This is a genomic window from Vibrio sp. R78045 (assembly GCF_042466085.1).
Lineage (GTDB): Bacteria > Pseudomonadota > Gammaproteobacteria > Enterobacterales > Vibrionaceae > Vibrio > Vibrio cyclitrophicus.
Genome location: NZ_JAXHBS010000013.1, coordinates 1,576,283 through 1,599,436, shown reverse-complemented (window position 1 = coordinate 1,599,436; position 23,154 = coordinate 1,576,283). Strand labels below are relative to the sequence as shown.

The window sequence follows — 23,154 nt, the reverse complement described above, 5'->3', positions numbered from 1 at the left end:
TTGAAAGCAAACTTAAGTACTGTTGTCACAGGAGATAAGCCACGACAGCAGTTTTAAGAAAACGTGATTATTTAAGCCGTAAGCAAAGCCCTACCAAATGGTAGGGCTTTTTATTAGTCTGTATTTCAATCTAACAAGATTCGTACTACCTATAATAAGCTTGAATTAATTGGAGGCTTGGAGGCTCAGAAAATCATCATACTGGCTGTTTTTGAACACGCGATTTACGCGCGCTAAAAGCGAACAGCAAGATCACAGCTAATACGAAGGGTAATACGTAGATATTAAGGTTCTGCCACCCTGCTGTTGATTCTAGCCAACCAGAAAGCATCGCTGTGATAGTCACACAACCAAAGACAACAAATTCATTGAATGCTTGAGCCTTGGCTTTGTTTTGCGATTGGTAAGACTGACTAAACAAGCCTGTTGCCGCGATAAACATGAAGTTCCAACCTACACCTAGCACGACCAAGGCCGCTCTGAAGTGCCAGATAGATTCGCCATGAATGTTAATCGCAATACAGACAACGAACAGAATCCCGCCCGCCAAGATCATCATTCTTGAGCCAAACTTCTCGATAAGCGATCCGGTAAAGAATGCAGGTACAAACATCCCCAGAACATGCCACTCAATCACGCCAGCCGCCTTGGTAAAATCAAAACCACAGCCAATCATTGCCAACGGTGTTGCTGTCATTAGGATATTCATCACCGCATAAGCGACCATTGCAGCAAAAACTGCTCCAATAAAGTTCGGTGCTTTAACGATCACACCTAAAGGATCAGCTTTGGGAGCCTGACTATTAAAAGAGACTCTTGGAAATTGAATGGTTTGTAAGATAAGCAACGCAAGAATGTTCAATCCAATCAACGAAGCAAAAGCACCAATATACAAGCCATCTTGCGACCATTGTTGCGACATAATCGCCAAGTTAGGCCCTAACACGGCAGCAAGAACGCCACCAGCCATTGATATAGAAATCGCACGATGGCGAGCATTTTCATCGCACACTTCGATAGCAGCGAAACGATAAAGCGTGCCAAAACCTATACCTATCCCAAGCAAAAATGTGGCGAAGCAAAACAGATAAAAGTGTTGTTGAGATAACGCGTAAGTTGCAAGACTTGCCCCTGTAATACCGACTACGTTGCCAATACTAAACCCTCGTTTTCGTCCTAACTTACCTGAAATTAAAGACGCGGGAATAGTGGCCGCCATTAAACCTAAAAACTGTAAAGCAACGGGTAAAGTAATCATGCTGACACTAGGGGCGATCTGTTTACCTATCAAACCAATCACCGAGATCAGTAATATATTACCCGTCATCAATAAGGCCTGACACAGTGATAGCAGCCAAACGTTTCTATTCATCTTCATTCCCAAATACGATCGTAGTCGGCCAATAAACCAAACATTCAACAAAGTCGCAACACTTTGTTACTCAATAAATAGATTAACGTCCGTATCTAGCCAAAAACACATATCGTTCGCTTTACACTAGCTTGCTTTGATTTCCATAGAAGTGTCTTTTTGAGGTTGAAATTATCATTACTTAATAGAATAATAATTTTTCGTTATTCATGTTGATTTTAATTTTGCTATTCACAGGTTTGGGGATTTGGAAATGAGTATGATTAATCCGCTTTGGCTAAACACGTTTAAGACTCTGGTTGAAGTAGGTCATTTTACCCAAACGGCCGAAAAGCTGTATATGACGCAGCCCGGAGTTAGCCAACATATCAAAAAGCTAGAGCAAGTGTGTGATTGTGACCTTTTATCGAGGGAAAATAAGAGCTTCGAACTTACCGAGCAAGGTCGCATTATGTATCGCTATGCTCTCAAACTGGAAAAAGACCAAGAAGATCTTTTCGAGTCTTTGAATTTTGATAACCCTTATTCAGGGCAATGCAACCTTTCGTGCTCTGGCTCTTTATCTCTGCGCCTTTATCCAAAGCTTCTTGAATTGCAGCAACAGCATAGAGAATTAAGCATTAACCTAGAAGCAGCTCCCAACAAGAAAATATTAAATGACTTACTTGAGGGCACGACAGATATCGGCATCGTGAGACATTCTCCAAACGACAGTTATTATCAAAGCCAAGTCATCGGTAAAGAAGCGTTGTGTTTAATCGTCCATCAAAGCCATGCAGGTTTAGAGATAACACCAAAAGTGTTGGATGACATTGGATTAATTGCGCACCCAGACTCTGCCCATTATCTGTCTTTGTATTTCGACTTATGCGGAGACAAAGATTTGGCGAATATCAACATCAACGAAATACCAAAGTCTGGCTACATCAATCAACTTCATCAAATATTGCTACCAGTATCAAAAGGATTAGGCTTTACGGTACTGCCCGCCGGTGCTGTTGAACACTTCCCAGGCAGAGATAAGCTGTACGTTGTACCACCAAAGGTAAAGGTAGAAGAAACGCTGTATTTGGTTCAGAAGAGGAACCGAAAACTGCCACACAGATACGATACTGTCATTGATCTAATCAAACAAAATGTCCGTGATTAGGTGTGTTTGCCGATTTGATTAGACCCTTTTACCGTATTGTAGCTGTTTACTGCATTTAATCTTTAACTGCATTTGACCTTTAGCTTCATCGGTTCCTCCAACATTATTGGCCCCTAAACTAAAACAGTTAAAAGGGCCAATTTTTTGAGTACTGATGTGATTTAACACAAATTATGTGATTATTGAAAAGTTCGGATTACGTCAGTCGCCCGCTCGAAATCATACCCATCCAGCGCACGTTGCACCTCTTTAAGCTCGGCAGAACTTGGATACAAAACAAGTAACTCAGACACATATTGCGCAGCTTCGTTGTCGTAGGCTTCAAGTAGACTGAGCAACTTCACTCTTTGCTTCTCTGTCACCGTTGACGACAAAGCTCCTAGATTAACCGCTTCAACTACTTGTGATTTATCAAATTGACTTTCAATAGCCTTAATGAGCTCGAGCAAACCATGTTTACCTTCTTGAAGATCAAACTCATGACACTCCTTCGCATGGGCTTTCGCCTCTAAATCACTTAGCAAGCCTGCTAAACGTACTCCACCAATCGATGCTGCCATACTTTTCAAGGTATGTAGGCTACGCTCTAAATTCACCCATTCACCTTTCTCATGACTCTCAAAGGCCTCTGCCATGATCTTTGGTGCACTATTGTCGAACTTTCTAAGCAGCTTATCTTGGAGTTCAACGTCGGATTGAGTGAGTTGATCAAAGCGCTGTTTTGAGAATACAGGAGATTCTTCAGAGTTCTCATCAATGGAATGGTCATCGTTCTCCGCTGAGCTCACCACTTGATCCGTTAAAGGTGCAGCTTTTCCTTCAACCATAACCTCAGGCACAATGTACTTAATAAGCAAAGAGCTCGCTTCATCAATGATTATCGGCTTATCTAGGAAATCTGTTACCCCTGCGTCTCTTGCTCTCTGTTTGGCATCAGCGAACACATTAGCCGACATCGCAATGATAGGAACTTGCATGTCAAACTCTCGAATTTTCCGTGTCGCTTCAAAGCCATCCATAACTGGCATTTGAAGATCCATTAAAATGACTTCGTAATCATTATTTTTGGCTAGTGAAACGGCCTCTTGACCATTTTCGGCCAAATCTGCGTTTAGCTTGAAACGATCCAAGAACGCCAATGCCAAGTCTTGATTCAGTTCATTATCTTCAACCAAAAGTACCCTTTGCCCTTTAAATTCAACATGGTAATCAAATTTTAATTCTTGGGACTTAAATTGCTCAAGTTCTTGTGCATTCGATTTAAGTAACGTGATAGGGAAAGAGAATTCACTGCCGTTACCCAACACGCTCTCGACTGAAATTTTACTGCCCATAGCATGCACGAGTTTCTGACTAATATTCAAACCTAAACCAGTACCACCAAATTTTCGGGTCGTGGTGCTGTCAGCTTGACTAAATGCTTGAAAGAGCTTGTGTCGATTCTCTTCTGATATCCCGATTCCCGAATCGGATACACTGATCTTCATACTCACGCTGTGATCGTTAGACTCCAGTAGAACAGCGGTTAATGTCACATGTCCAAACTCTGTGAATTTAATGGCATTACCAATAAGGTTAAGAATGACTTGAAAGAGCCTTAACGGGTCGCCGAGCATTGGACTGTTTAACTCTGGGTCAACAGACATCGATAGGTTAAGTTGCTTTTCTGACGCCTTAGACTCCATCAGTTCTATGACATCTTTAAAGGTCACCATAGGGTTAAATGGGATGCTATCAATGAATAGCTGCCCCGCTTCTATTTTAGAAAAATCGAGGATATCGTTAATGATACTTAACAGTGAATGTCCTGAACGATGCACTTTCTCGATATAATTTCGAGCAACAGGATTAGATATTTCGCCAATAGCCAAATAAGACAAACCGATAATCGCATTCATCGGTGTTCTGATCTCATGGCTCATGTTAGCTAAGAAATCAGATTTAGCTTGGCTAGCCAGATCGGCTCTCTCTTTCTCTTCTTCAAGTTGCTCATTTAGGCGCTTCATTTCAGAGATATCAAAAGCCCAAAATAGAGTCGCGACTTCCCCATCAAGTTCAAATAGGTAATAGCTCACAAGCGCGACAAAGCGGCCTCCATCAAACTTTCTCAGCACTAACTCCCGGTTGACTACTTTACCGTTAAGATCTAGCTCTTTGTCAAACGCATCACGATCAGACAAAGAGTCATAAACAACTTCAACATCGATAGAAGAGAGTTCTTTTCGTCCCACCCCAAATAGGCGTTTGGCCGTATCATTTGCATAACGCACTTGGTCATCAACAATGACACTCGCCGCGATAGGCGAAGTATTCAGGATGTTGTATAGTTGATCTTGTGCTTTGCGAAGTGCTTCGGTCGCGTTATTGGCAATAGTGATTTGTTTGGATAGCTTTCTATTCCAAAATACAATCAGCAACACTATCACGATCGAGAATACCGATATGGTATAAACCAGTTGGTAATCAATTTTTTCAATCGCTTTAGGTGCCGCCCATTTAGCTGATATTTTTTGATGATCTTCAGCCGATATATTTTCAATCGCTTTATTCATAATTGACAACAATAACGGCTCAGACTTTATGACATGAAATGTTGGTGACAAGAAAAAATCTAATCGCCCAATGATCCCAATACCTCGGTAACCAAACGAATCGATCAAGTAATTAAGCACGTCGACAGTGTCAATAATTCCATCGAGCTCACCAGACTCAACTCGCTCCAACCCTTTTCTCGTAAAATCGACAAGCTCCCATTCAATATTTGGGTAACTTTCCACAATAGCTTCAGTATTGGCACCATTTGCTAATATTCCAAGCTTCCATCCATAAGCTTCTTCCAGCACAAGACTATTAATATCTCGGTGTGAAGCTATAGCAAGACGGCTAGAAAATAGCGCTTTTGCTGGTTTTACATTTTCACCTAACGAGCGGTTCTCGACAGCAGCAGACACTAGATGAACCTGACGGTGATCAACAAGTCTGCGAGTTTCTTGCCAGTTTTCAACATCAACATGACTCAATCGTAACCCAGTTTTTTGTTCAATTAACGTCAGGTAATCATCAATCATTCCAATATATTCATCCTTACTAGACAAGGCTTCATAAGGTAATGAATTGGGGTCGATACCTACTTTTAGTTCGGGATGGTTCTTGATCCATTGACGCTCTTTTTGGCTGAGATTTAGAAGCTCACCAGTCAAGTTGTTTGATTGATAGACACCGGCGATATAACGCTGTGCTCCTTCTCCAAACGATTCAAATTGTTCAATGGAAGGGAAATATACATAATTTCTTTCGACGGAACTAACATCAAAGTAAAACGTCATGAACCCTGCATTAACACTTCCTGTTTGCGTTTTATAGCCAGCGCCTTTAGTCACAGATGATAATTTGGAGGTGTTTTTTTTGTTCAGTGAGGAATCTAGATCTTCGCCTAAATACCAAGACTCAATAGGCCTTTTGTTGTTATCTGCTTGTGCGGAAATCACTCTAAAAGTATGCTCAGCATCGAATATATCGAAGATCCTAGGGAGCTCTTCAAAGCGGTCATTCACAATAAAATAAGCCGATATTTGAGCAATGATGTCGGCCTTCCTAAGTACTGGAGTAAGATCATTCCTAACTTGAGTTTCAAGTATCTGCTCAAACTCGTCATTAGTTTGCTTTAGATGTTTAATCGCTTCATTGAAGCTGTCTCTTAGCTTAGCTGATCTAAAATCCACATAAATCGGATAGTTGACTTTAAAATCTTCATGTAGTTCGATTTCACGCATCTCAATGAAACGGGTATTCATGACAAACCACCTCAGCACCCGTTTCTCAACCATTAATAGATCGACGTTTTGTGCACGTAGCTGAGAAAATGCAGATTCTAGGCTGTCGATATCCTCAAGGCTACCGATACTGACTTTGTTTCTCAGTATCTCAACGGAGTTTTTTATTGGCGAAGTATCATCAAATAGCAAAGCACCCAGCGATAAATTTTCGGCAGAGTTGAGGTTCAAGTTGCGCCTTTTTAGCGAAATAGGTACAAACTCAACATCCATGATTTTATCACTCAAAAAATGTACTGAAGCCCCATCAGCCTGTATTCCTGAAACAAACGATATCGAACTATTATTATCAATAGCCTGGTTGGCTGCGCTACGAGGAAGAGTGACAACGTCACCAAGTCGATATCCCATATTGTTGAGCGTGCGCTGCATAATGTCATGCTCAATCCCTACAGATGTACTTTCTGGGTACATGTAAGGAGGGTTACCAAATCCAAACACACCTTTTACTGGAGTGCGATGGGGCGAATCTTTTAACCAGTGCGATAAAATCCGGTTTTTCTTCCCAATATCAAATGTTGCGATTTGTTGGTTTAACAAAGCAAGCAGTTTGGCGTCCCTAGTTCGAACAACCATTGAAGCTTCTATGTATTTCCAGCGTTCGAGAACGTAATTAACCGCTAAACTGTATACGCCGCTCTTGTGAGCGAGATCTAGCGTAGTGACTGGCTCAGCAAGCATGCCATCGACTGAGCCTTCTTCCAGAGCACGAATAGCATCAATAGCAGTATCAAATTGAACTCTTTCGATCGAGCTGAGTTGTACTCCTGACTTTTCTAGATCGATACTATTTCGCACCATGGCGATACGACGCTTATCAGATTGCTCGATGTTATTATTAGTAGGATCGTCGGTAGGGAGAATCACCGCGATTTGGTAGGGAATATAAGGGCTAGTAGCGAGAAATCGACCACCTTCGCTTGGGTCGAATTGCTGGAAAGGAAAAACATCGCCACGCCCATCAAGTAGGACCTGCTTTGCTTCGGAATGAGAGTTCACACTTATAAAGTTCGTTTCAATTCCATAATTGAGTTCAAACTCTTTCGCCCAATCTCGAATAATACCGGATACCTCACCTTCATCATCGATAAATGAATAAGGATAATGACTGGAAAGCGCAATAAAGGTCACTGTTGGTTTGCTTTCTAACCACTGGGTTAAATCATCTTCACTGACGCTTTCAGCATAAGCATGTGGTAAACCAACGATCAGAAGCGATAAGCTAGAAATGAGAATAAAACACTGATTAATCCATATAATAAAGCGCTTATTCATCTTTGAACTTCTCTTTAATCGCTAGTATCTCGGGCAAGTTGACGAGAAACAAATCGACTATTGTCGGGTCAAAGTGTTTGCCTTTCTGCTCCGTAATTAGAGCAAGCGCCTCTTCAACACTCCACGCTTTTTTGTAAGGTCTTTCAGCCGTCAGAGCATCAAACACGTCAGCAACAGCCGCAATCCGACCAACTAAAGGAATAGCTTCACCCGCGATCTGATTTGGATAACCGCTGCCATCCCATTTTTCATGGTGATACTGCGCTACTTGGGTTGCCATTCGCATCAACTTTGAATCGCTTTGTCTACCTAGTATCTCAACACCATACTCAACGTGCTTTTGCATGGTAGCCCATTCATCAGCATCCAACTTACCGGGCTTCAATAACACACTATCAGGAATGCCGATTTTCCCAATATCATGCATCGGCGCCGCATCACGGAGAGTCTCTGCATCTTCGTCTGTCATGCCTAAGGCTTTAGCTAATACTTCACAATAATGACTCATGCGCATGACGTGCATACCAGTTTCATTATCTTTAAATTCAGCCGCTCTACCCAATATGTTCAGGGTTTCTAGCTTACCGAGATTGATCTCTTGGGTTTTCTCTTTCACCTGACTAAACAAAGCTCGTTGCTGGTCATAAAGAGCAATATGGGTTTTTACACGTTGTAGTGCAATTTCAGGTGTAATTGGCTTCGTTAAATAATCAACAGCACCTAAGGACAAGCCTTTTACTTCGGCTTCAGGGCCAATCTTTGCGGTAACGAATATAATGGGGATATGCGCAGTATTTGGCTGCGCTTTTAATTGACGGCACACTTCGTAGCCATCGATGTCAGGCATCATGATATCAAGGAGAATAAGATCTGGCTGCGGCACCATCTTCGCTATTTTGATACCGATAGTACCGTTAATCGCGACCTTAACTTGATAGGTATCTTTGAGGATTGCCGTTAACACATCTAAGTTACTTGGGGTGTCATCCACGACTAACACTATAGGTTTACGACTCATTGACACCTCGTATAAAAATCAAATAGTTATAAACATAGTGTAGATGGGTTTTCGTACCTCTCAACATGAAAATGACAAATGATTGTTAAAAATGAAGAGTAGATCTTCGAGTGACATCAAACCAACGCTAGTTGAAGTATAACCAGTCAAAAATTCGGCATCCAGCCTTTAAAGTGAATCAGATAAAAACCATCGATTAGTTTCAAAAAACACTCGCTCCAATTCAACAAACAACCAGTTGAGGACGAATGAGATCATAAACAAAATTTTGTTCAATGGAGTGGTTAAAGACTTGATTAACAACACCGCCAGCCATATGTAAATGTCCTCCACCAAACCCAACGCCTGTATCATTGAGAGCTTTCTTTATCACCTTAGCCACGTCATTTTGGGGGCATTCAGAACGCAATGAAACGAATGTTCTCTCATGGGTACGGGCACTTAACACAACAATATCTATTTCATCAACAGTAAGTAGAAAGTCACCAAGCACTCCCAGCATATTTTTAGGGCACCCTTCTGGTAAGCTCCCAAATGCACAATTCCCGTCTTTCCTAATAGCCTCAAACATGGAATCAAATAACTTCAATTCTTGGTATTCGATTTGGTTGCGACAAATGCGATTGACCATATTCATATCAGCACAGCTTTGAAGTTGAAAGAGGGCTTTGATATCAGCTTTGTTCATTGCTCGGGTAAAATTTGCCGTATCGAACGTTAATCCAACAAGTAGAGCCGTTGCTACGCGTTCGGGAATTGGCAGGTCGTATTGATTAAAGTACTCAACCATAATGGAAGCTGTTGCGCCATAGTTAGGTCGAATATCGGAAAACCAAACGAAACTGGGGGCTTTAACCTGATGGTGGTCGATCACCCCAACTTCTATACCCGGTAAATCGGTAACGTTTTTTTCACCAATGCAGCCATCCACAACAATGATTTTATCATTGGGTTTTAGATCTAATCGGTGAGATTTAACGATGGGAATATCAAGCCACCCAATCAAATTATGTAAAGAAACACGGTCAATAAAGCCTTGATAGGTAATGAGTGGTTTAAAGCCCTTCTTCCTAAGTAAATAGGCGAGAGCAAAAGCGGAGCCCACCGCATCATGATCAGGAAAGTCATGAGCTTGAATAATGATTCGTTCGCAGTCTCTTAGGCGCTCGAGAAAATCGTCAAATGAGAAAATAGACATACTTCACCTTAACCTTTGAGCTTTTCTATTGTATTGAGAACAGTTTCAGTACCACTATCCAATTGACTAACCATCTCATCTCCATATTGAATTCCAATAAAAATGCCGATAGCGATTAAGAGAAGAGCAATAATTTTTAACATGAGAACACCACCATCTATAAATAAAGCGAATCAATTGAGCTCTAAAAGTAAGAACAACACCCTCCTAAGCCTCTCAAATAGAAGTAGATTAAGAAACACTCCTCCCAAATTAACTAAAACTTGCTCACATTTAACAAAACAAACATTGACTTATATCTCATTGCGATTGATGCGCTATTGAGTGATATTCAACTAGATTATATGGTCTTGAGCTCATCTGACACTACGGCCATACGGAAGACTTATCTAATGACACGGAATAGAATTGTCACAGGTATGCTATTTGCGCTAGCACCAACTCTTAGTTTTGCTAACGCTGACAATCAATTTGAATTTTCGCACTCTAAACAGGGAACTGTATGTTCATCTAATCCTGATATTTGGCAGCTTGGCGGTGAGCTGCCAGTTGATGCTCCTATTTCGCTGAATGGCAAGGTCATCACTCGCGGTGGACAAAGAAAAGCAAGCAATAATATTGACCTATTTACAGGAAAAGAGTCCTCTATCGAACAACAATACATGACGAGCTCTATCGGATGTATGCAATCTGAGGACCCAATGTCATTGGTTGGCGCGGTCGCCTCTTTATACGAAGTACAACACACTACATTGACCAGCTCAGACATCCCACCACCAATTCGAGAGCCAGATCTGCCCAAGGCGCCAGAAATCGTAAAAGATCAATTTGAAACCAAAACCCAGTTTGATCAACGCGTTGAAAAATTGCGAATAGAACGACAACAACAGATAGCCGCTATACAACTTAAATATCGTCAACAAGTAGAAACTCGAAATGCCCAAATTCGAGTCCTACAAGAAGGGGCAGACTCTCGAAAGGGCAACTTGGGCGTGCAGAAAACTCGACTCGTCGCTAAGGCTTTTAGAGATGTAATGGGTAAGCCTGTCGTCACAACAAAGAGTTATGATGCTGAAAACCAGCAAATGCACCTGTTGTTTAAAGCGTCAAATCAAAACTATCAGCGAGACATTATTCTAAATGTACCTCTTGAGCAGGCGCGTGATGTCTTCAGCAATATCGATAACCTTGACCTCGCACTCACCTACTCTTATGACGAGAATCAACTAGAGCTCGTAAATATAAAAGGCAACTACAATGACGCTATGTTTTCTGGGGATGTAGCTAAAAGTAATTATCAGCCCGAAGCTCTGAGTGTAGTTCTTAACAGTGGCCCAAGTAGTGCCGCGACTCCAGGGCTAGAGATGCAAAACCCTAACTTAATCGATGCTTTTGAAGTCGATTCACGCCTCTCGGCAACGGACAACACCGCTTCTGATGAATTGAAGCAACTACTTAATGGCTTTGTGCCTGTGGAAAGTAACTCATCCAACTGGTTCTTCAACCTATCGATCGAAGATTACGCAAATTCAGATCAAGTAGCCTTTGCGCGCAGCAGTGGTGAAGTGATGTCTGACGTCGCGACAAAAGTTCTGGGGGTTCCAGAAAGGCACGTCTACGAACTCATTGACCGTGACGCAACCAGTGGTGCGATTAAAGATAAGTTACGTTTAATGTTAGACAACGTCGATGAAGGCGATACGGTTTACTTCTACTACAGTGGTCACGGTATCCCTGCGATTCCCGATAATGATCCTTACATTCTCCCTCAAGATAAGATCCCTGACTACATAACTGATGATGAGTTCTTCAAACTCGATAACCTCTACAAAACACTGTCTAACAGCAAAGCAGGCAAGATAGTCGTTATGGTAGACAGTTGTTTCAGTGGAGCGACTGATGGTGTATCTGTCATCAAAGGGGTTGCCGCCTCTAGACTGGCACCGAAAAAAGTCAGTATTGATCCTGAGCGTATGGTCGTGATCACCGCGGGACGCGATAAAGAGTATTCCAATATGTACCAAGAAAAAGGTCATCGCCTGTTTAGTTACTACCTCATGAAGTCAATGATCGAGGGAAACAAAGATGTGAATACGCTTTATCAAGATGTTTACGACAAAGTGAAATCTGCCTCTTTTGAGATGGGGGATTTAAAACGTCAACATCCAACAATTACTGGTAACCAGACTATGGCTCTATAAGAGCTGGTCTCTTTTAAAATCATGCAACTTTAAAATCGTTTCCACTTTTAAAAACTATTTCAATTTACAGCATATTTGAAATATTGATTAAGGCTTATATCCATGTTTAAGAAAACACTTTTAGTAACATCTGCACTTTTAATGACATCAACAGCCTTCGCTGCAGATGTGGAAAACTCTAATCTAGATATCGCATTCCAAGGTGCACACTTCCAAGGCGCGGGTAATCAAGTCACCATGCTGCGAGTTCCGGTAACCAACAAAGATACCGGACAAACCCAGTTCTTTGACATGAGCGCTCAATTTGCAGCCGATAAAAACGGTAATCTAATCTTTAAGAATATGAGCTCAGTAAAATCCGTTGCTTTTGCAAGTGCGAATCAAATGAGAGCTGGACATTACCTCGATGAACGTGGGAAAAGTTGGTACGTTGACGGCCCTTCTACCGCCCCCGACGGGAGACTTGTATGGAGTTTATCATGTAGCAATCGATGCTTCGGTAATGGTTCCGCGAGCCTACAAGTCATGAGCGGGCCGGCAAAAGGTAATGGACTAATATCTCAAATGGATGCGTATAAGGTAATTATCAAAAACCCTACAAGTCTAAACTATGGACTTTTAAACGGTGACTATGTTGCAACCGCTGGACAAGCTGGGAACATGATTACAGTTGTTAGATATAGCTCTAGTGCAGAGCCGAGCCTTTCTTGGGCATTGCGTTCAGCTCCCGAACCACAACCGGAAGACTAATGAAGACCCTAGCGCTAATCATCTCCCTGTCGAGTGCTTGTGCTTTCGCTTCCCCGTCTTGGTACGGGGAAGTGCCATTGGACTCAACTTTGAGCTATGGGTTCGGCAAAGGCAACACCTATCAACAAGCCAAAGACGCGGCCTATCATGATCTGGCTAAAGGTGTAGAAAACCGAATAGTCAGTAAAACCACCAGTACTAAAACCTTCAAAAATGGCGAGTTAAAAAAATCTGCGGCTTCTCATAAAGAGTCCATATCCAATGTAGTTTTTCGAAACAACGTCACCATTATCAACAGTGAAAAATCGCAAAGCCAGTTTTATATTCAAGTTCAATATGACCCCGAGTCATTTGCACAAAAGCTCTCTGCTTGGTTAAAGAAATCACAATGTCACAGTGAATTACACCCATATTGGTCAACAACGACCATGCTAAAAAACTGGGTAGAACAGCACCAATGTCTGCCGGATATAGATATCGAGCGGTTTGCTGGGGGCTGGATGCTTTCCAACAGTAGTGGCCAGTTAATACTACCGGAAGCAAAGTATAACCACCTATTTTTCAACTATTCAGATGAAAGTATAAATATTCACTCATCCAAGCGACGACTCAATGCTGGCGACCATTACTTTATTCAACTCAACTCAAACCAAGCGGGTTACCTCTCTTTGTTTCAAGTTTATGAAGATGGCAGTACCGGTGTGTTAGTTGAAAACCATCAAGTCACAGATGGCGACTCTATCGAGTTTCCAGATAGAAACAAGTATGACGGCATCGAAGCACTGCTCAACGATGGACAGGAGACATACGATACCAATATCGCATTGCTCTGCCCTACAAAAATTGACACCTCTCGATTTGAGCGATTGGATGAATCGCGTTTATCAACAGACACCCCAGGGTTTGGGTTGATCCTGAACTATTTCGAGCACTGTGATTTTGTCATGGAACGACTCTCGATAGAGAAAGGTTAACCCCTCGGTCAAGGAACAGATATGAAGAAAATAATTTGCCACCTATCCCCTTTAGCAATACTGTTCTCTAGTGGATGGGCATCTGCTGATACGCTGCAGCAAGCGTGTGAACTTTCAATTACCGAACAAAGTTGCCCTAGCGTCGAACATTTTGTCAATCAACCTTTTGAAGCTAAAGATGAGTTTGAAAAATACAAACTCTGCAGTGAAGCCCAATTTGATCTTTACAAAGTACAAAAGAACTGCGAATTCGATCAATATGTGGCACAAGCTCAACAAGAGTTTGATAAGTTTAAAACCAAAGTTTCAGAATCTTGGGATAATCCTACCTTTAGCGACCAATTTAAGTGGGTCAGCTACAGCCCCTCTCTACAAATAAAACGTGAAGTTAACTTCGAGAAAAATACGATTCAAGTCACCACTATTGCAGGTGAAACAACCTCAATAGAAGAACTCAAAGAAGAGATCGTGCGTACATCTCAGCTGACCATTGGCGAAGCCCAACAAGCCGATGCTTATACCTCTGAACTGATTGAAGCAACAAATGTTGAGAAACTCAGTGACAAGACATTCTTACCCGTTTCCGAAACACCAAAGGTTCAGGCTCAAGAGTTAGACAAAGCTCTTGAAAATGTGGCCGTGACCAAAGCCAAAGACAGTAAAGGCAATACCGTTCTCAAAGCCGTTATTTCTTTTCCGCCAAGTTGGCTTAATCGTAAAGAACAACGCTTTTTTGATACCGTTGAAGTTTACGCAGAAAAATACAAACTTGAGCCTGAATTTATACTGTCCATCATCAAGACAGAAAGCGCCTTCGACCCGACAGCAACCTCACATGTTCCTGCTTTTGGCTTGATGCAAATTGTCCCAAGTTCCGCAGGATTGGATGCGACAAACTTCCTATTTGGTGAGCAGCAGTTACTGAATAAAGAATACCTATTCGACCCCGAAAAAAACATTGAGGTTGGCACCGCATATTTACACTTACTGCGTTCTCGCTACTTCAAAGGCGTTACCAATGAAGAGAGCTTAAAGTACTGCATAACAGCGGCTTACAACGGAGGCATGGGGCCAATCTATCATATTTTCGGTGGCAAACGCTCAGTTGCAATCAAGAATATTAACCAGCTTGAACCACAACAAGTATTCCAAACTATCCAACAAAAGCATTCTGCTGCGGAAACTCGTAACTACTTGAAAAAAGTAAGTAAAGCAGAAGTTAATTACGAAAAGAATATGATTTAAGGATAAAACATGAAAAAGACTCTAATTATCGCTGCAATTGCTACATTATCATTTCAAGCAGCCGCTAACTCCGAATTTCCTAGCTGGCGCATGAACCCACAATCTGATTTGCCTGAAGGCTTAATCGCGGGTGTTGCTTGTGTTGAAAGTATGGGAGACATGACGCTTGATATGGACATAGCTTCAATGGAGGCAAGAGCATCGCTAGCTGCGTCTCTCGAAGCCATGGTGCAAAAAGAGCTCGATACAAATCGAACCTCGGAGAAAAAGAAGATTGTAACAGCCGATCGTAAAGACAATGTTGTGACTACAACCGTAACCGCTAAATCGACCACAAAACAACTGACCAACCAGCTAATGAAGTTTACCTGGGTAACAGAAAGCGTTTCTGTAGAAAAAGATATTGAAGAATATTTATGTACCCGTGTGGTTGCGCGAGCACCTCAAGTTGTTGCTGAATAAGGTTGTATCATGTCAGAACAAGCTCTACCTTCACCTATTGATAAAGCAGCACCAGAAGAAGGCATGTCTTTAACTCAACAAGCTCCCAATGAAGATCAAAAAGATTTTCTTGAAATAATGAGAGAGAAGACACCAAACTCTATCCTTGCCATCATTGCGCTGATCATCGCAGGTGGTCAGTTCAACGATGCTATTGATATGGGAAGCAAAGGTTGGGACCTCTTAATTTCTAACTTTTCAGATGCTCCATCGAACGAGCGTCTTTCTAGAGTCTATATTCGTGCTTCTAGTGGCATTTTAGAAGAGACATTTGGCTCTCCGGTTTATACCAAGATGTCGAATGGTGAGGTACAGATAAAGTACTACAAAGACAGTAAGTTTATTCTTTCTACAATAACATCCAACGATACAATAGATGCCTTTCTCATTTTCCCTAAACCGGGGTTTGTCGCTGATGTGAACTACCACGCAGGCAGCGCCACTTATTTGGAAACCAACTTCATTAACTCGACAACAGAACATGCTGCCATATCTAATATTGCGCGTTCAGGTAATTATTACATTGAAGAAGCAGAAGGTGGTCGCTATGAACTGTTATACAGCTCTGTCGGTGGTTACAGCGAATACCTATCCCCTCTCTCTGCGCAACAACTCAAGTTACTCGCTGATTTTAATGACAAATTGATGATGGAAGAGAATACAAAAGATTCTCTAACTAAACTACGTAGTGAAATCAGGCCAAACTTCTATGGGTATACGACTGTCGATTTAGAATCACTCGCCCCTGCAATTCTTACCAAACTTGAATATGAATTGATCACTGATTAACAGCAGCGTTGGTCATTGATAATCGGTATCCAGTAATCTGTATATCTGATTCGGTTGGCTCTACGTACATTGATGAACTCTTCGAGTTTGTTAGAACTGAGCAAATGTTAGAAAGTGCCAATAACTGAAAACAAAAAGAGCTCCTCATATCGTAGGAGCTTTTTTCATTTCAGTCACTAGAGATTCAAATAGCACAGCGATGCCGTAAATTAGCGACCAGAGTAATACATACAGATTCGAACACCATCGAACTCGCGAATCTCAAATGGGATCTCGTAGATAGACTCCATCACGGACTTTTCAACCACTTCCGAAACCTTACCTGACTTAACCACTTTTCCTTTCTTCATCGCCACAATGTTATCTGAATAGCAAGAAGCAAAATTGATGTCGTGAATCACGATCACCACCGCTTTATTGAACTCATGCGCTAAACGACGCAGCGTCTGCATGATTTCGACCGAGTGTTTAATATCAAGATTGTTCAGTGGTTCATCTAGGAACACATAATCTGTATCTTGCGCCACAACCATCGCGATAAACGCCATTTGACGCTGACCGCCACTCAATTCATCAAGGTATTTGTTTTGGATATCGGTAATCCCAAGATGCTCTAGTGCCGTATCGACGATCTTATGATCTTCGTCTTTCAAGCGACCTTGAGAGTGTGGGAAACGACCAAAACAAACCAACTCACGAATCGTAAATCGCATATTGATGTTGTTTGACTGTCTTAACACGGCAAGGTGCTTGGCTAGCTCTTTGGTATCCCACTCAGCCAATAACTTATCGCCAATTACCACTTCACCCGCGTCACTTTCTGTTAAACGGCTTGCCATTGAAAGCAGTGTACTTTTACCCGCACCATTTGGGCCAATAATAGAAGTCACCTCCCCTTTTGGGAACATAGCACTGGCATCATCAACCACGAGTGACTTGCCATACTTCTTAGTTAAACCTGTTAATTTAATCACTACTTACTACCTTTACTGAATTCTGGTGCGTAACAACAAGAACATAAAATACAAACCACCGACCAAGTTAATGATCACACTCACTGTGGTTTCAAACGCCATTACTTTTTCGATGAACCATTGACCAGACACGAGCAACACTACCGCTAACAAGCTGCTAGCGATGATTAGAGTACGGTGCTGATAAGAGCTGAATATCTGACGAGCCAAACTTACTGTGATTAAACCGAAGAAAAGTACCGGGCCAACCAAGGCAGTTGATACCGCGACCATCACTGACACAATAACCAAGGTAATCTGAGTCAGTCGCTTGGTATTCACGCCCAAGCTTGTTGCGTTATCGACACCAAGCCAAAGCACATCAAGCTTAGGTGCTAACAACCACAGGCCAAGCAAGCTCAAACCTAATGGAATAAGGCTGAGGTAAACCAGTTCGCCTTTCACGTTATTGAAGCTTGCGAACATCACATTCTGCAGCACCGCGAATTCATTGGGATCAATCAACATCGCAAGGAAGTTCGCTAAGCTCGAGAATACGCTGCCACACACTATGCCTATTAAAAGCAGTGTGAATACGTTATTTCGCTTGCTCTTAAAGTAGAAATGGAACAGAGCAAACGAGAACAAGATCATCACGGTTACAGACATCGAAAAGTTTGCGATTGAATCAATGACCCAGAAGCTTGTACTGCCAAACACAAACAGAAGCACCGTTTGAACCAGCATATACAAGCTGTCAAAGCCCAAGATGGATGGTGTTAGAATTCGATTATTAGTGATGGTTTGGAAAACCAATGACGACGCCGAGATCGCCACCGCCGCCAACACAATCGACAGCAATTTTGGTAGTCGCAGAGACAAGAAGAACTCATAGTTATCCCACGTAAGTCCCTGCCCCACAAATACTGCCGCCATACACAAAGACGCGATGGCCAGAATCGCAATTTTTACTGAATCACGCATTCGACTTGTCTCTCATGATTAGGTAGATAAAAATCAAGCCACCAAAGATGCTGATTACCATCGAGATTGGAATCTCATAAGGGAAAATGACGATTCGAGCTAACAAGTCACAAACCAATACCAAGATCACGCCCCAATAGGCTGTCCAAGGCAGAATCTTCTTCATGTTATCGCCCATCATCAGCGACACGATATTCGGCACGATAAGGCCAAGGAATGGGATAACACCAACGATCATCACCACAGAAGAGGCACAGATAGCGACCAATGCAACACCAATGAAGACGATCTTCTGATAATTCAAGCCGATGTTTTTCGCAAAGCTCTCGCCAATACTCGCCGCACTGAACTGACTCGCGAAGTAGTAAGCCAACACACAAGCAGGCACTGCGAGGTAAAGAATTTCATAGCTGCCTTGCAACACACTCGCAAAGTTCGCCATTGTCCATGCCGACATGGTTTGTACTAAGTCGTACTTGTAAGCAATAAAGGTTGTTAGAGACGAAACAACGTTGCCATACATGATGCCAATCAAAGGCACCAACACCGCATTCTTGAACTTGAGGTGCTGTAGGAAGCGGACCAATAGCATGGTTCCGAAAACCGCAAACGCGAAAATGAAACCTAAGTAGCTCCATTGCGCTGCATTGCCCAGAACCAGAATACCGACTATGTAGCCAAGCATGGCGCAGTCAATGGTACCCATAGTCGAAGGCGCGGCAAACTTGTTCTGCACGATCTGTTGCATGATCAAGCCAGCGACACTCAAGCCCGCACCGGCAAGTACAATCGCGAACAGTCGAGGGATTCGACTAACAACATAAATAGAGTTGGCGTGTTGGTTGCCATTGAAGAAGTCGCTAAAACTGATTTCAGCGACTCCAATCATCAATGACATAATGCATAACACAACAAGAAATACAGCAGCGGCAATGGGTTTCAACATAGAAATAATACTAAAGGTAGGGCTCTTTGAGTCCGTATGAAAAGTGAAAAAGGGCTTATAAGAACGCTCTTATAAGCCCAAAAATCTGATGATTGATGACTATTGAATCGTTCGTTCAATATCACCCAACATTCTGTGAATCGCTGTCACGCCACCACCAGCCAAATACCAAGCACTTGAATCAAGGTAAACGATGTTGCCTTTCTGCGCTGCAGGTGTCGCCGCAACTAATGGGTTATCAAACAGCTGTTGTGCGCGCCCTTCTGATTTACCGATCGCTTTTTCGCGGTCAAGAACGTAAAGCACTTCAGGTTTTGCGTCAGCAATGTATTCGAACGAGATTAGGTTGCCGTGAGTCCCTTTAATTGGAGCCACTGTCGCACTCTTTGACTCCTCGAAACCAAAATCATCAAAAATGATCGAGAAGCGACTGCCCTTATTGAACATCGCAATGTTGTTGCCGTTGTTCATCAGCATCATTGCAGACGTTTCGTCAGACGCAACTTTGTCGTTTACCGCCGTGATAGACGCTTGAGTCTCTTTGATTATCGCTTCTACTTCAGCTTGCTTACCAAAGATGTCACCTAGCGCGCGCCAGTTTTGCTGAGCATCAGCCCAGTATTTATCACCTTCAATAGAGAACATGACCGTTGGAGCGATTTGTGCCAGCTTGTCGTAAACCTTAAGCATACGGTTTTCCGCGATAATGATGTCAGGCTTCAACATGTAGATAGCTTCAAAATCCGGTTCACTCAATGATCCTGTATTTGCTGTCGTTTCTTTGTACGAAGCTAGGTAATCGGGCAGCAAGCTATGAGGCGCACCAACTGGCTGTACACCAATTTGATCAAGCACATCCAAGCTACCAAAGCCAAGTACCACAACGCGCTGTGGTACTTCAGTAAACTGCGCCGTGCCCTTTACGTGTTCAATGGTCACGGTTTTCGCTTGAGCCATCGCCATCACTGACGATAAAAGAACGATAACAAGTCCGCTCAATAGCTGACGAACTGCATTGATTGTTTTCTTCATGTTTATTCCTTTGCCATTGATACAAACCACCACTCATGACAATGAAAGTCACATTACTCATAGGTGAGTATGGGGCGTACACAACCGCTAAATAACGATAATTTAAAGTCTGCCGCCAAATTGACAACATACTTGTAACGCAAGTGAGAATTATTATCAATTATATTTGCACTAAATTGGTGTAACAACAACTTTCTTATTCAGAAACGTTAAAGTGAGTATTCATTTTTTGTTAGATCAGGTAGTGGCGAGTAGAACTCACAATTGAAGGTCTCTGTAGTAAGAGCGACCTGGAAAAAATGCGACTCAAGTCAGTGGAGGTTCATAAATCAGGAGGCGCTTTCTCATCCATAAGCTTGATTGTTCAAAATAGCATCAGAATAAGGAAATAGGTCCAGATGAGAAATATGGATGGAGTGATGTCGGTAATTTTTAAACGCGAATAGCTGAAAATACAGCAAATCATTAGATTTATCAGAGGATAAGCTCGGTGACATTCCCGAACCAATCAACAAAAAGAAGCTTTATAGCTTTAGCTCTATAACTCAAAACCCAACAGTTCACAAATAAACCAGCCTTCCAATTTACAATGTAAACACTTTATATAACAGAAAGTTAAAATGAAATATCATAAAAAAGGCAATCAGTAAACCTAAGATAACTTGAGTAAGAACTGTAGTTACCCCAGACAGTGAGGCGATGAACCCTACTCTATTCGCTCATTTAACCCTCAATTAGTGGCGTTAATTTATTCAGGCTTATTTAAAGTTTAATTGAAAATAAGGTTGTAATTTAAAAAACTAGGCGTATAGTTCGCCAATTGGCTCTAATCTATAGAGCTGTTAATGCTAAAGTAAGTCCAAGTTCCACATAGACAGTTCTCGATTCCCTCGTTACACCATCTCTGCGTCAGCTTTCACCCAGATAGTCATTCAATAGCTTTTAAAATAGATCCCACTACCGTTCTATTCATCATTTGCTTTCTTTAAAGTAAGCGAATCAACAATAGTTCGACGACTTAAATATAAATGTAATAAACACAAGGCACAGTTATGTCACGCAGAACAACACGACAAACCCATTGGTACCAATTATCACGCGACAAATCAGTTAATAAACTTAAAGGTAGTAAATGCTCACGATAAAAATAGACTTACATAAAGAAGAAATTTCATGGGTCACCGAGATCCGACAGCTCAATAGCGATATACTTCACCGCCACATATTGCCTAAGCTACAACACAACAGTTATCTCATCGACTTTGAATTTAATGAACGAGACAGCATCGGAACTATCGTTTCGGGCAACGGAAACACCCTAGGACATTTCACACTCCTATAGCATTTCCAAAGGCTACAAAAAGAAACACTGCCTAGTTCCAAAGATACAAAAGATGTCACCCTCAATTCGCTCTAGCTGAACGAAATAGAGTAGAAGTAAAACAGATCAGAAACCTAGCCCTTTTTGCATTTCACACGCGGCTAACGCTAGCTAGGTTATCGTGCTTCTATTGAAACCAACTTATATCAAACTCTGAATCACCAATGAGTCATTATCAGTGCATTCATGGACTAATAAGTTAACGGCATAGACCTTAACTTCTGATCCAAAGTATATAAGTGTTCTGCAGCTTGCATGTGTTGAGGGTAATCACTGAACTTCTCACGATTTTCCTCATTCATCTTACATGTCTCATCCACCAGCATTAACTTCCAATACAGCTTTGTTGTATGCAGCATCGCCAGTAAAGGTTTGAACACCTCTTTCTCATAAGCTTGAATCAACTCTTCAATCAACTCGTCACGTTCGTCTTCGCTTGCGATTGAACCATTGGTTGCCGACAATACTTTTTGATATTTCAGATTGAGTTGCAGCTTATCCATGACCGTTTGGTTTTCTTCCGCTAACTCAACAAGCTTCGACTTAATGATGTTTACCCAATTCGCTTGGCTCAGTACTGTGTCATCAACGTTGGTAAAGTCTTCTCGTATCTGTCGTTCAACATCTTTTTGAGCTTTCTTTAAAACCGCACGCACCTTTTGAAAAGGCAGCTGAAATTCCTTACTTAGCTCGATAATCAGTTTATGAAAACCACCATTTGGAAGGTGTAAGTTTTCTTTAAACATCGCCATTGCAGCTTCTTGCTGTTCGGTAAGGTGAGTCATTCTGTTTCCTATTCTTTATTACTTATGGTGCTGAGCCTGCGATCATACCACTATATAACCTCGTTTTTTCGGTAACTTAATAACTTACACCTAGGCAGGTGCTTAATTTCTCTCAACGAATTCCCTTTCGGCTAATTTCTAAGCTACGTGGCACTAAATGGTAAATATTTCACGTTGAATATTCGTACATTACGTACTCAGGGGATAGAGCTAGACAGGAGTCATTATTTATATGTAAAAGATAACAACGAGAGATGAGATAACAAGATGACCTACTCAGAATACAAATAATCAGATTTACATAAATGCTTGAGCATTGCGGCTGAAGCGATGACCTCAATCGCCAAGTTTGCTTTTAAAGCCACTACCCTTATCTTTCGCCTTTTACGTTGGCTTGCAGTAAAAACTTACACCTATGTCATGAAGTAACCGTTGGTATTGCCACAACCTCCCTTTCAAAACTGAACGACGACCTAGACCCAAGCTTGAAAGAAGCACCTGTTGGGCCAATTTCAAACAATCGCACGATTGAAACGGGTGAGATGATTAAGATTGACGAAAACACGGTTCAAATGGACATCGTCTATACCTCTGGTGAAACGGCAACTCTGACAGGTATCAAAGAGGGTCAAAACGTTAGCTATTACATGGATGGTCAGCTTGTGTCACAAACGACCATCGCTGAATTAGAGAAGATACAAGGCACTGAAGCGTAAGATTCATCGCCCACACAGAGTTCAAACTTAAACAGACTTTAAAGCTCACAA

18 protein-coding genes and 1 pseudogene are annotated in these 23,154 nt (G+C 41.9%); 9 read left to right on the top strand and 10 right to left on the bottom strand.

Annotation, left to right across the window (positions count from 1 at the left end; translation table 11 throughout):
* Positions 1-196 precede the first annotated feature (196 nt).
* Positions 197-1,372: an MFS transporter gene (locus SJY39_RS17560; RefSeq protein ID WP_010430460.1), complete on the bottom strand. Its 1,176-nt coding sequence runs from the start codon at positions 1,370-1,372 to the stop codon at positions 197-199.
* Positions 1,373-1,631: 259 nt separating this feature from the next.
* On the opposite strand from SJY39_RS17560, the gene SJY39_RS17555 reads away from it, so the two are divergent.
* Positions 1,632-2,522 carry a LysR family transcriptional regulator gene (locus tag SJY39_RS17555; RefSeq protein ID WP_016768313.1) on the top strand — a complete coding sequence of 297 codons (891 nt, stop codon included), beginning with the start codon at positions 1,632-1,634 and terminating at the stop codon, positions 2,520-2,522.
* Between the two features lie 179 nt (positions 2,523-2,701).
* Here the strand turns inward: SJY39_RS17555 and SJY39_RS17550 are convergent, their stop codons facing one another.
* From SJY39_RS17550 to SJY39_RS17535, 4 genes are all read right to left on the bottom strand, one after another.
* A complete protein-coding gene (locus SJY39_RS17550; protein WP_372275185.1) occupies positions 2,702-7,630 on the bottom strand; it encodes an ATP-binding protein in 4,929 nt (1,642 codons plus the stop codon).
* The gene (locus SJY39_RS17545) at positions 7,623-8,648 is read right to left on the bottom strand and encodes an HD-GYP domain-containing protein (protein WP_016793434.1); all 1,026 of its coding nucleotides are present in this window, start codon (positions 8,646-8,648) and stop codon (positions 7,623-7,625) included. The genes SJY39_RS17550 and SJY39_RS17545 overlap by 8 nt, the downstream gene beginning before the upstream one ends.
* A 223-nt stretch (positions 8,649-8,871) precedes the next feature.
* Positions 8,872-9,846, bottom strand: a complete 975-nt coding sequence (locus tag SJY39_RS17540; protein ID WP_016793435.1) for a bifunctional oligoribonuclease/PAP phosphatase NrnA — start codon at positions 9,844-9,846, stop codon at positions 8,872-8,874.
* An 8-nt stretch (positions 9,847-9,854) separates the two neighbouring features.
* Positions 9,855-9,989: a hypothetical protein gene (locus tag SJY39_RS17535; RefSeq protein ID WP_016793436.1), complete on the bottom strand. Its 135-nt coding sequence runs from the start codon at positions 9,987-9,989 to the stop codon at positions 9,855-9,857.
* Between the two features lie 249 nt (positions 9,990-10,238).
* Between SJY39_RS17535 and SJY39_RS17530 the strand changes: the two genes are divergently transcribed.
* The 6 genes from SJY39_RS17530 to SJY39_RS17505 all read left to right on the top strand — a co-directional run bounded on the left by SJY39_RS17530 (position 10,239) and on the right by SJY39_RS17505 (position 16,306).
* Positions 10,239-12,047 carry a caspase family protein gene (locus SJY39_RS17530; protein WP_241805179.1) on the top strand — a complete coding sequence of 603 codons (1,809 nt, stop codon included), beginning with the start codon at positions 10,239-10,241 and terminating at the stop codon, positions 12,045-12,047.
* Between the two features lie 141 nt (positions 12,048-12,188).
* A complete protein-coding gene (locus SJY39_RS17525; protein ID WP_372043019.1) occupies positions 12,189-12,797 on the top strand; it encodes a hypothetical protein in 609 nt (202 codons plus the stop codon).
* Entirely contained in the window at positions 12,797-13,771 is a 975-nt protein-coding gene (locus SJY39_RS17520) for an LPP20 family lipoprotein (protein ID WP_016793439.1), read from the top strand. The genes SJY39_RS17525 and SJY39_RS17520 overlap by 1 nt, the downstream gene beginning before the upstream one ends.
* 21 nt (positions 13,772-13,792) lie before the next feature.
* Entirely contained in the window at positions 13,793-15,016 is a 1,224-nt protein-coding gene (locus SJY39_RS17515; protein WP_016793440.1) for a murein transglycosylase domain-containing protein, read from the top strand.
* A 9-nt stretch (positions 15,017-15,025) separates the two neighbouring features.
* Positions 15,026-15,478 carry a hypothetical protein gene (locus SJY39_RS17510; protein ID WP_016793441.1) on the top strand — a complete coding sequence of 151 codons (453 nt, stop codon included), beginning with the start codon at positions 15,026-15,028 and terminating at the stop codon, positions 15,476-15,478.
* 9 nt (positions 15,479-15,487) lie between these two features.
* Positions 15,488-16,306 carry an ETEC_3214 domain-containing protein gene (locus tag SJY39_RS17505; protein ID WP_016793442.1) on the top strand — a complete coding sequence of 273 codons (819 nt, stop codon included), beginning with the start codon at positions 15,488-15,490 and terminating at the stop codon, positions 16,304-16,306.
* Between the two features lie 209 nt (positions 16,307-16,515).
* Here the strand turns inward: SJY39_RS17505 and SJY39_RS17500 are convergent, their stop codons facing one another.
* The 4 genes from SJY39_RS17500 to SJY39_RS17485 form a co-directional block, all read right to left on the bottom strand.
* Positions 16,516-17,280, bottom strand: a complete 765-nt coding sequence (locus SJY39_RS17500) for an ABC transporter ATP-binding protein (protein ID WP_016793443.1) — start codon at positions 17,278-17,280, stop codon at positions 16,516-16,518.
* A gap of 12 nt (positions 17,281-17,292) precedes the next feature.
* Entirely contained in the window at positions 17,293-18,243 is a 951-nt protein-coding gene (locus tag SJY39_RS17495) for an iron chelate uptake ABC transporter family permease subunit (RefSeq protein WP_016793444.1), read from the bottom strand.
* The gene (locus tag SJY39_RS17490; protein ID WP_016793445.1) at positions 18,236-19,189 is read right to left on the bottom strand and encodes an ABC transporter permease; all 954 of its coding nucleotides are present in this window, start codon (positions 19,187-19,189) and stop codon (positions 18,236-18,238) included. Before SJY39_RS17490 ends, SJY39_RS17495 begins: the two co-directional genes overlap by 8 nt.
* A 99-nt stretch (positions 19,190-19,288) precedes the next feature.
* A complete protein-coding gene (locus SJY39_RS17485; protein WP_016793446.1) occupies positions 19,289-20,221 on the bottom strand; it encodes a siderophore ABC transporter substrate-binding protein in 933 nt (310 codons plus the stop codon).
* 1,132 nt (positions 20,222-21,353) lie between these two features.
* Here SJY39_RS17485 and SJY39_RS17480 point away from each other — a divergent pair.
* Positions 21,354-21,563 (top strand): hypothetical protein, encoded by a 210-nt coding sequence (locus SJY39_RS17480; RefSeq protein WP_010430480.1) that lies wholly within the window; start codon positions 21,354-21,356, stop codon positions 21,561-21,563.
* A gap of 230 nt (positions 21,564-21,793) precedes the next feature.
* On the opposite strand, the gene SJY39_RS17475 is transcribed toward SJY39_RS17480, so the two are convergent.
* On the bottom strand, positions 21,794-22,387 hold the full coding sequence (locus SJY39_RS17475; RefSeq protein WP_016793447.1) for a hypothetical protein: 594 nt from the start codon (positions 22,385-22,387) through the stop codon (positions 21,794-21,796).
* A 458-nt stretch (positions 22,388-22,845) separates the two neighbouring features.
* Between SJY39_RS17475 and SJY39_RS17470 the strand changes: the two are divergent.
* Positions 22,846-23,103: pseudogene (locus SJY39_RS17470) on the top strand (hypothetical protein); the annotation flags it as partial.
* Between the last annotated feature and the right edge of the window lie 51 nt (positions 23,104-23,154).

Bases quoted from the DNA above. Each gene is read 5' to 3' on its own strand.
- SJY39_RS17555 (WP_016768313.1), top strand. From the start codon at position 1,632: ATGATTAATCCGCTTTGGCTAAACACGTTTAAGACTCTGGTTGAAGTA.
- SJY39_RS17535 (WP_016793436.1), bottom strand. From the start codon at position 9,989: ATGTTAAAAATTATTGCTCTTCTCTTAATCGCTATCGGCATTTTTATT.
- SJY39_RS17525 (WP_372043019.1), top strand. From the start codon at position 12,189: ATGACATCAACAGCCTTCGCTGCAGATGTGGAAAACTCTAATCTAGAT.
- SJY39_RS17560 (WP_010430460.1), bottom strand. From the start codon at position 1,372: ATGAATAGAAACGTTTGGCTGCTATCACTGTGTCAGGCCTTATTGATG.
- SJY39_RS17550 (WP_372275185.1), bottom strand. From the start codon at position 7,630: ATGAATAAGCGCTTTATTATATGGATTAATCAGTGTTTTATTCTCATT.
- SJY39_RS17495 (WP_016793444.1), bottom strand. From the start codon at position 18,243: ATGCGTGATTCAGTAAAAATTGCGATTCTGGCCATCGCGTCTTTGTGT.
- SJY39_RS17480 (WP_010430480.1), top strand. From the start codon at position 21,354: ATGCTCACGATAAAAATAGACTTACATAAAGAAGAAATTTCATGGGTC.
- SJY39_RS17530 (WP_241805179.1), top strand. From the start codon at position 10,239: ATGACACGGAATAGAATTGTCACAGGTATGCTATTTGCGCTAGCACCA.
- SJY39_RS17545 (WP_016793434.1), bottom strand. From the start codon at position 8,648: ATGAGTCGTAAACCTATAGTGTTAGTCGTGGATGACACCCCAAGTAAC.
- SJY39_RS17510 (WP_016793441.1), top strand. From the start codon at position 15,026: ATGAAAAAGACTCTAATTATCGCTGCAATTGCTACATTATCATTTCAA.
- SJY39_RS17540 (WP_016793435.1), bottom strand. From the start codon at position 9,846: ATGTCTATTTTCTCATTTGACGATTTTCTCGAGCGCCTAAGAGACTGC.
- SJY39_RS17475 (WP_016793447.1), bottom strand. From the start codon at position 22,387: ATGACTCACCTTACCGAACAGCAAGAAGCTGCAATGGCGATGTTTAAA.
- SJY39_RS17490 (WP_016793445.1), bottom strand. From the start codon at position 19,189: ATGTTGAAACCCATTGCCGCTGCTGTATTTCTTGTTGTGTTATGCATT.
- SJY39_RS17515 (WP_016793440.1), top strand. From the start codon at position 13,793: ATGAAGAAAATAATTTGCCACCTATCCCCTTTAGCAATACTGTTCTCT.
- SJY39_RS17520 (WP_016793439.1), top strand. From the start codon at position 12,797: ATGAAGACCCTAGCGCTAATCATCTCCCTGTCGAGTGCTTGTGCTTTC.
- SJY39_RS17485 (WP_016793446.1), bottom strand. From the start codon at position 20,221: ATGAAGAAAACAATCAATGCAGTTCGTCAGCTATTGAGCGGACTTGTT.
- SJY39_RS17505 (WP_016793442.1), top strand. From the start codon at position 15,488: ATGTCAGAACAAGCTCTACCTTCACCTATTGATAAAGCAGCACCAGAA.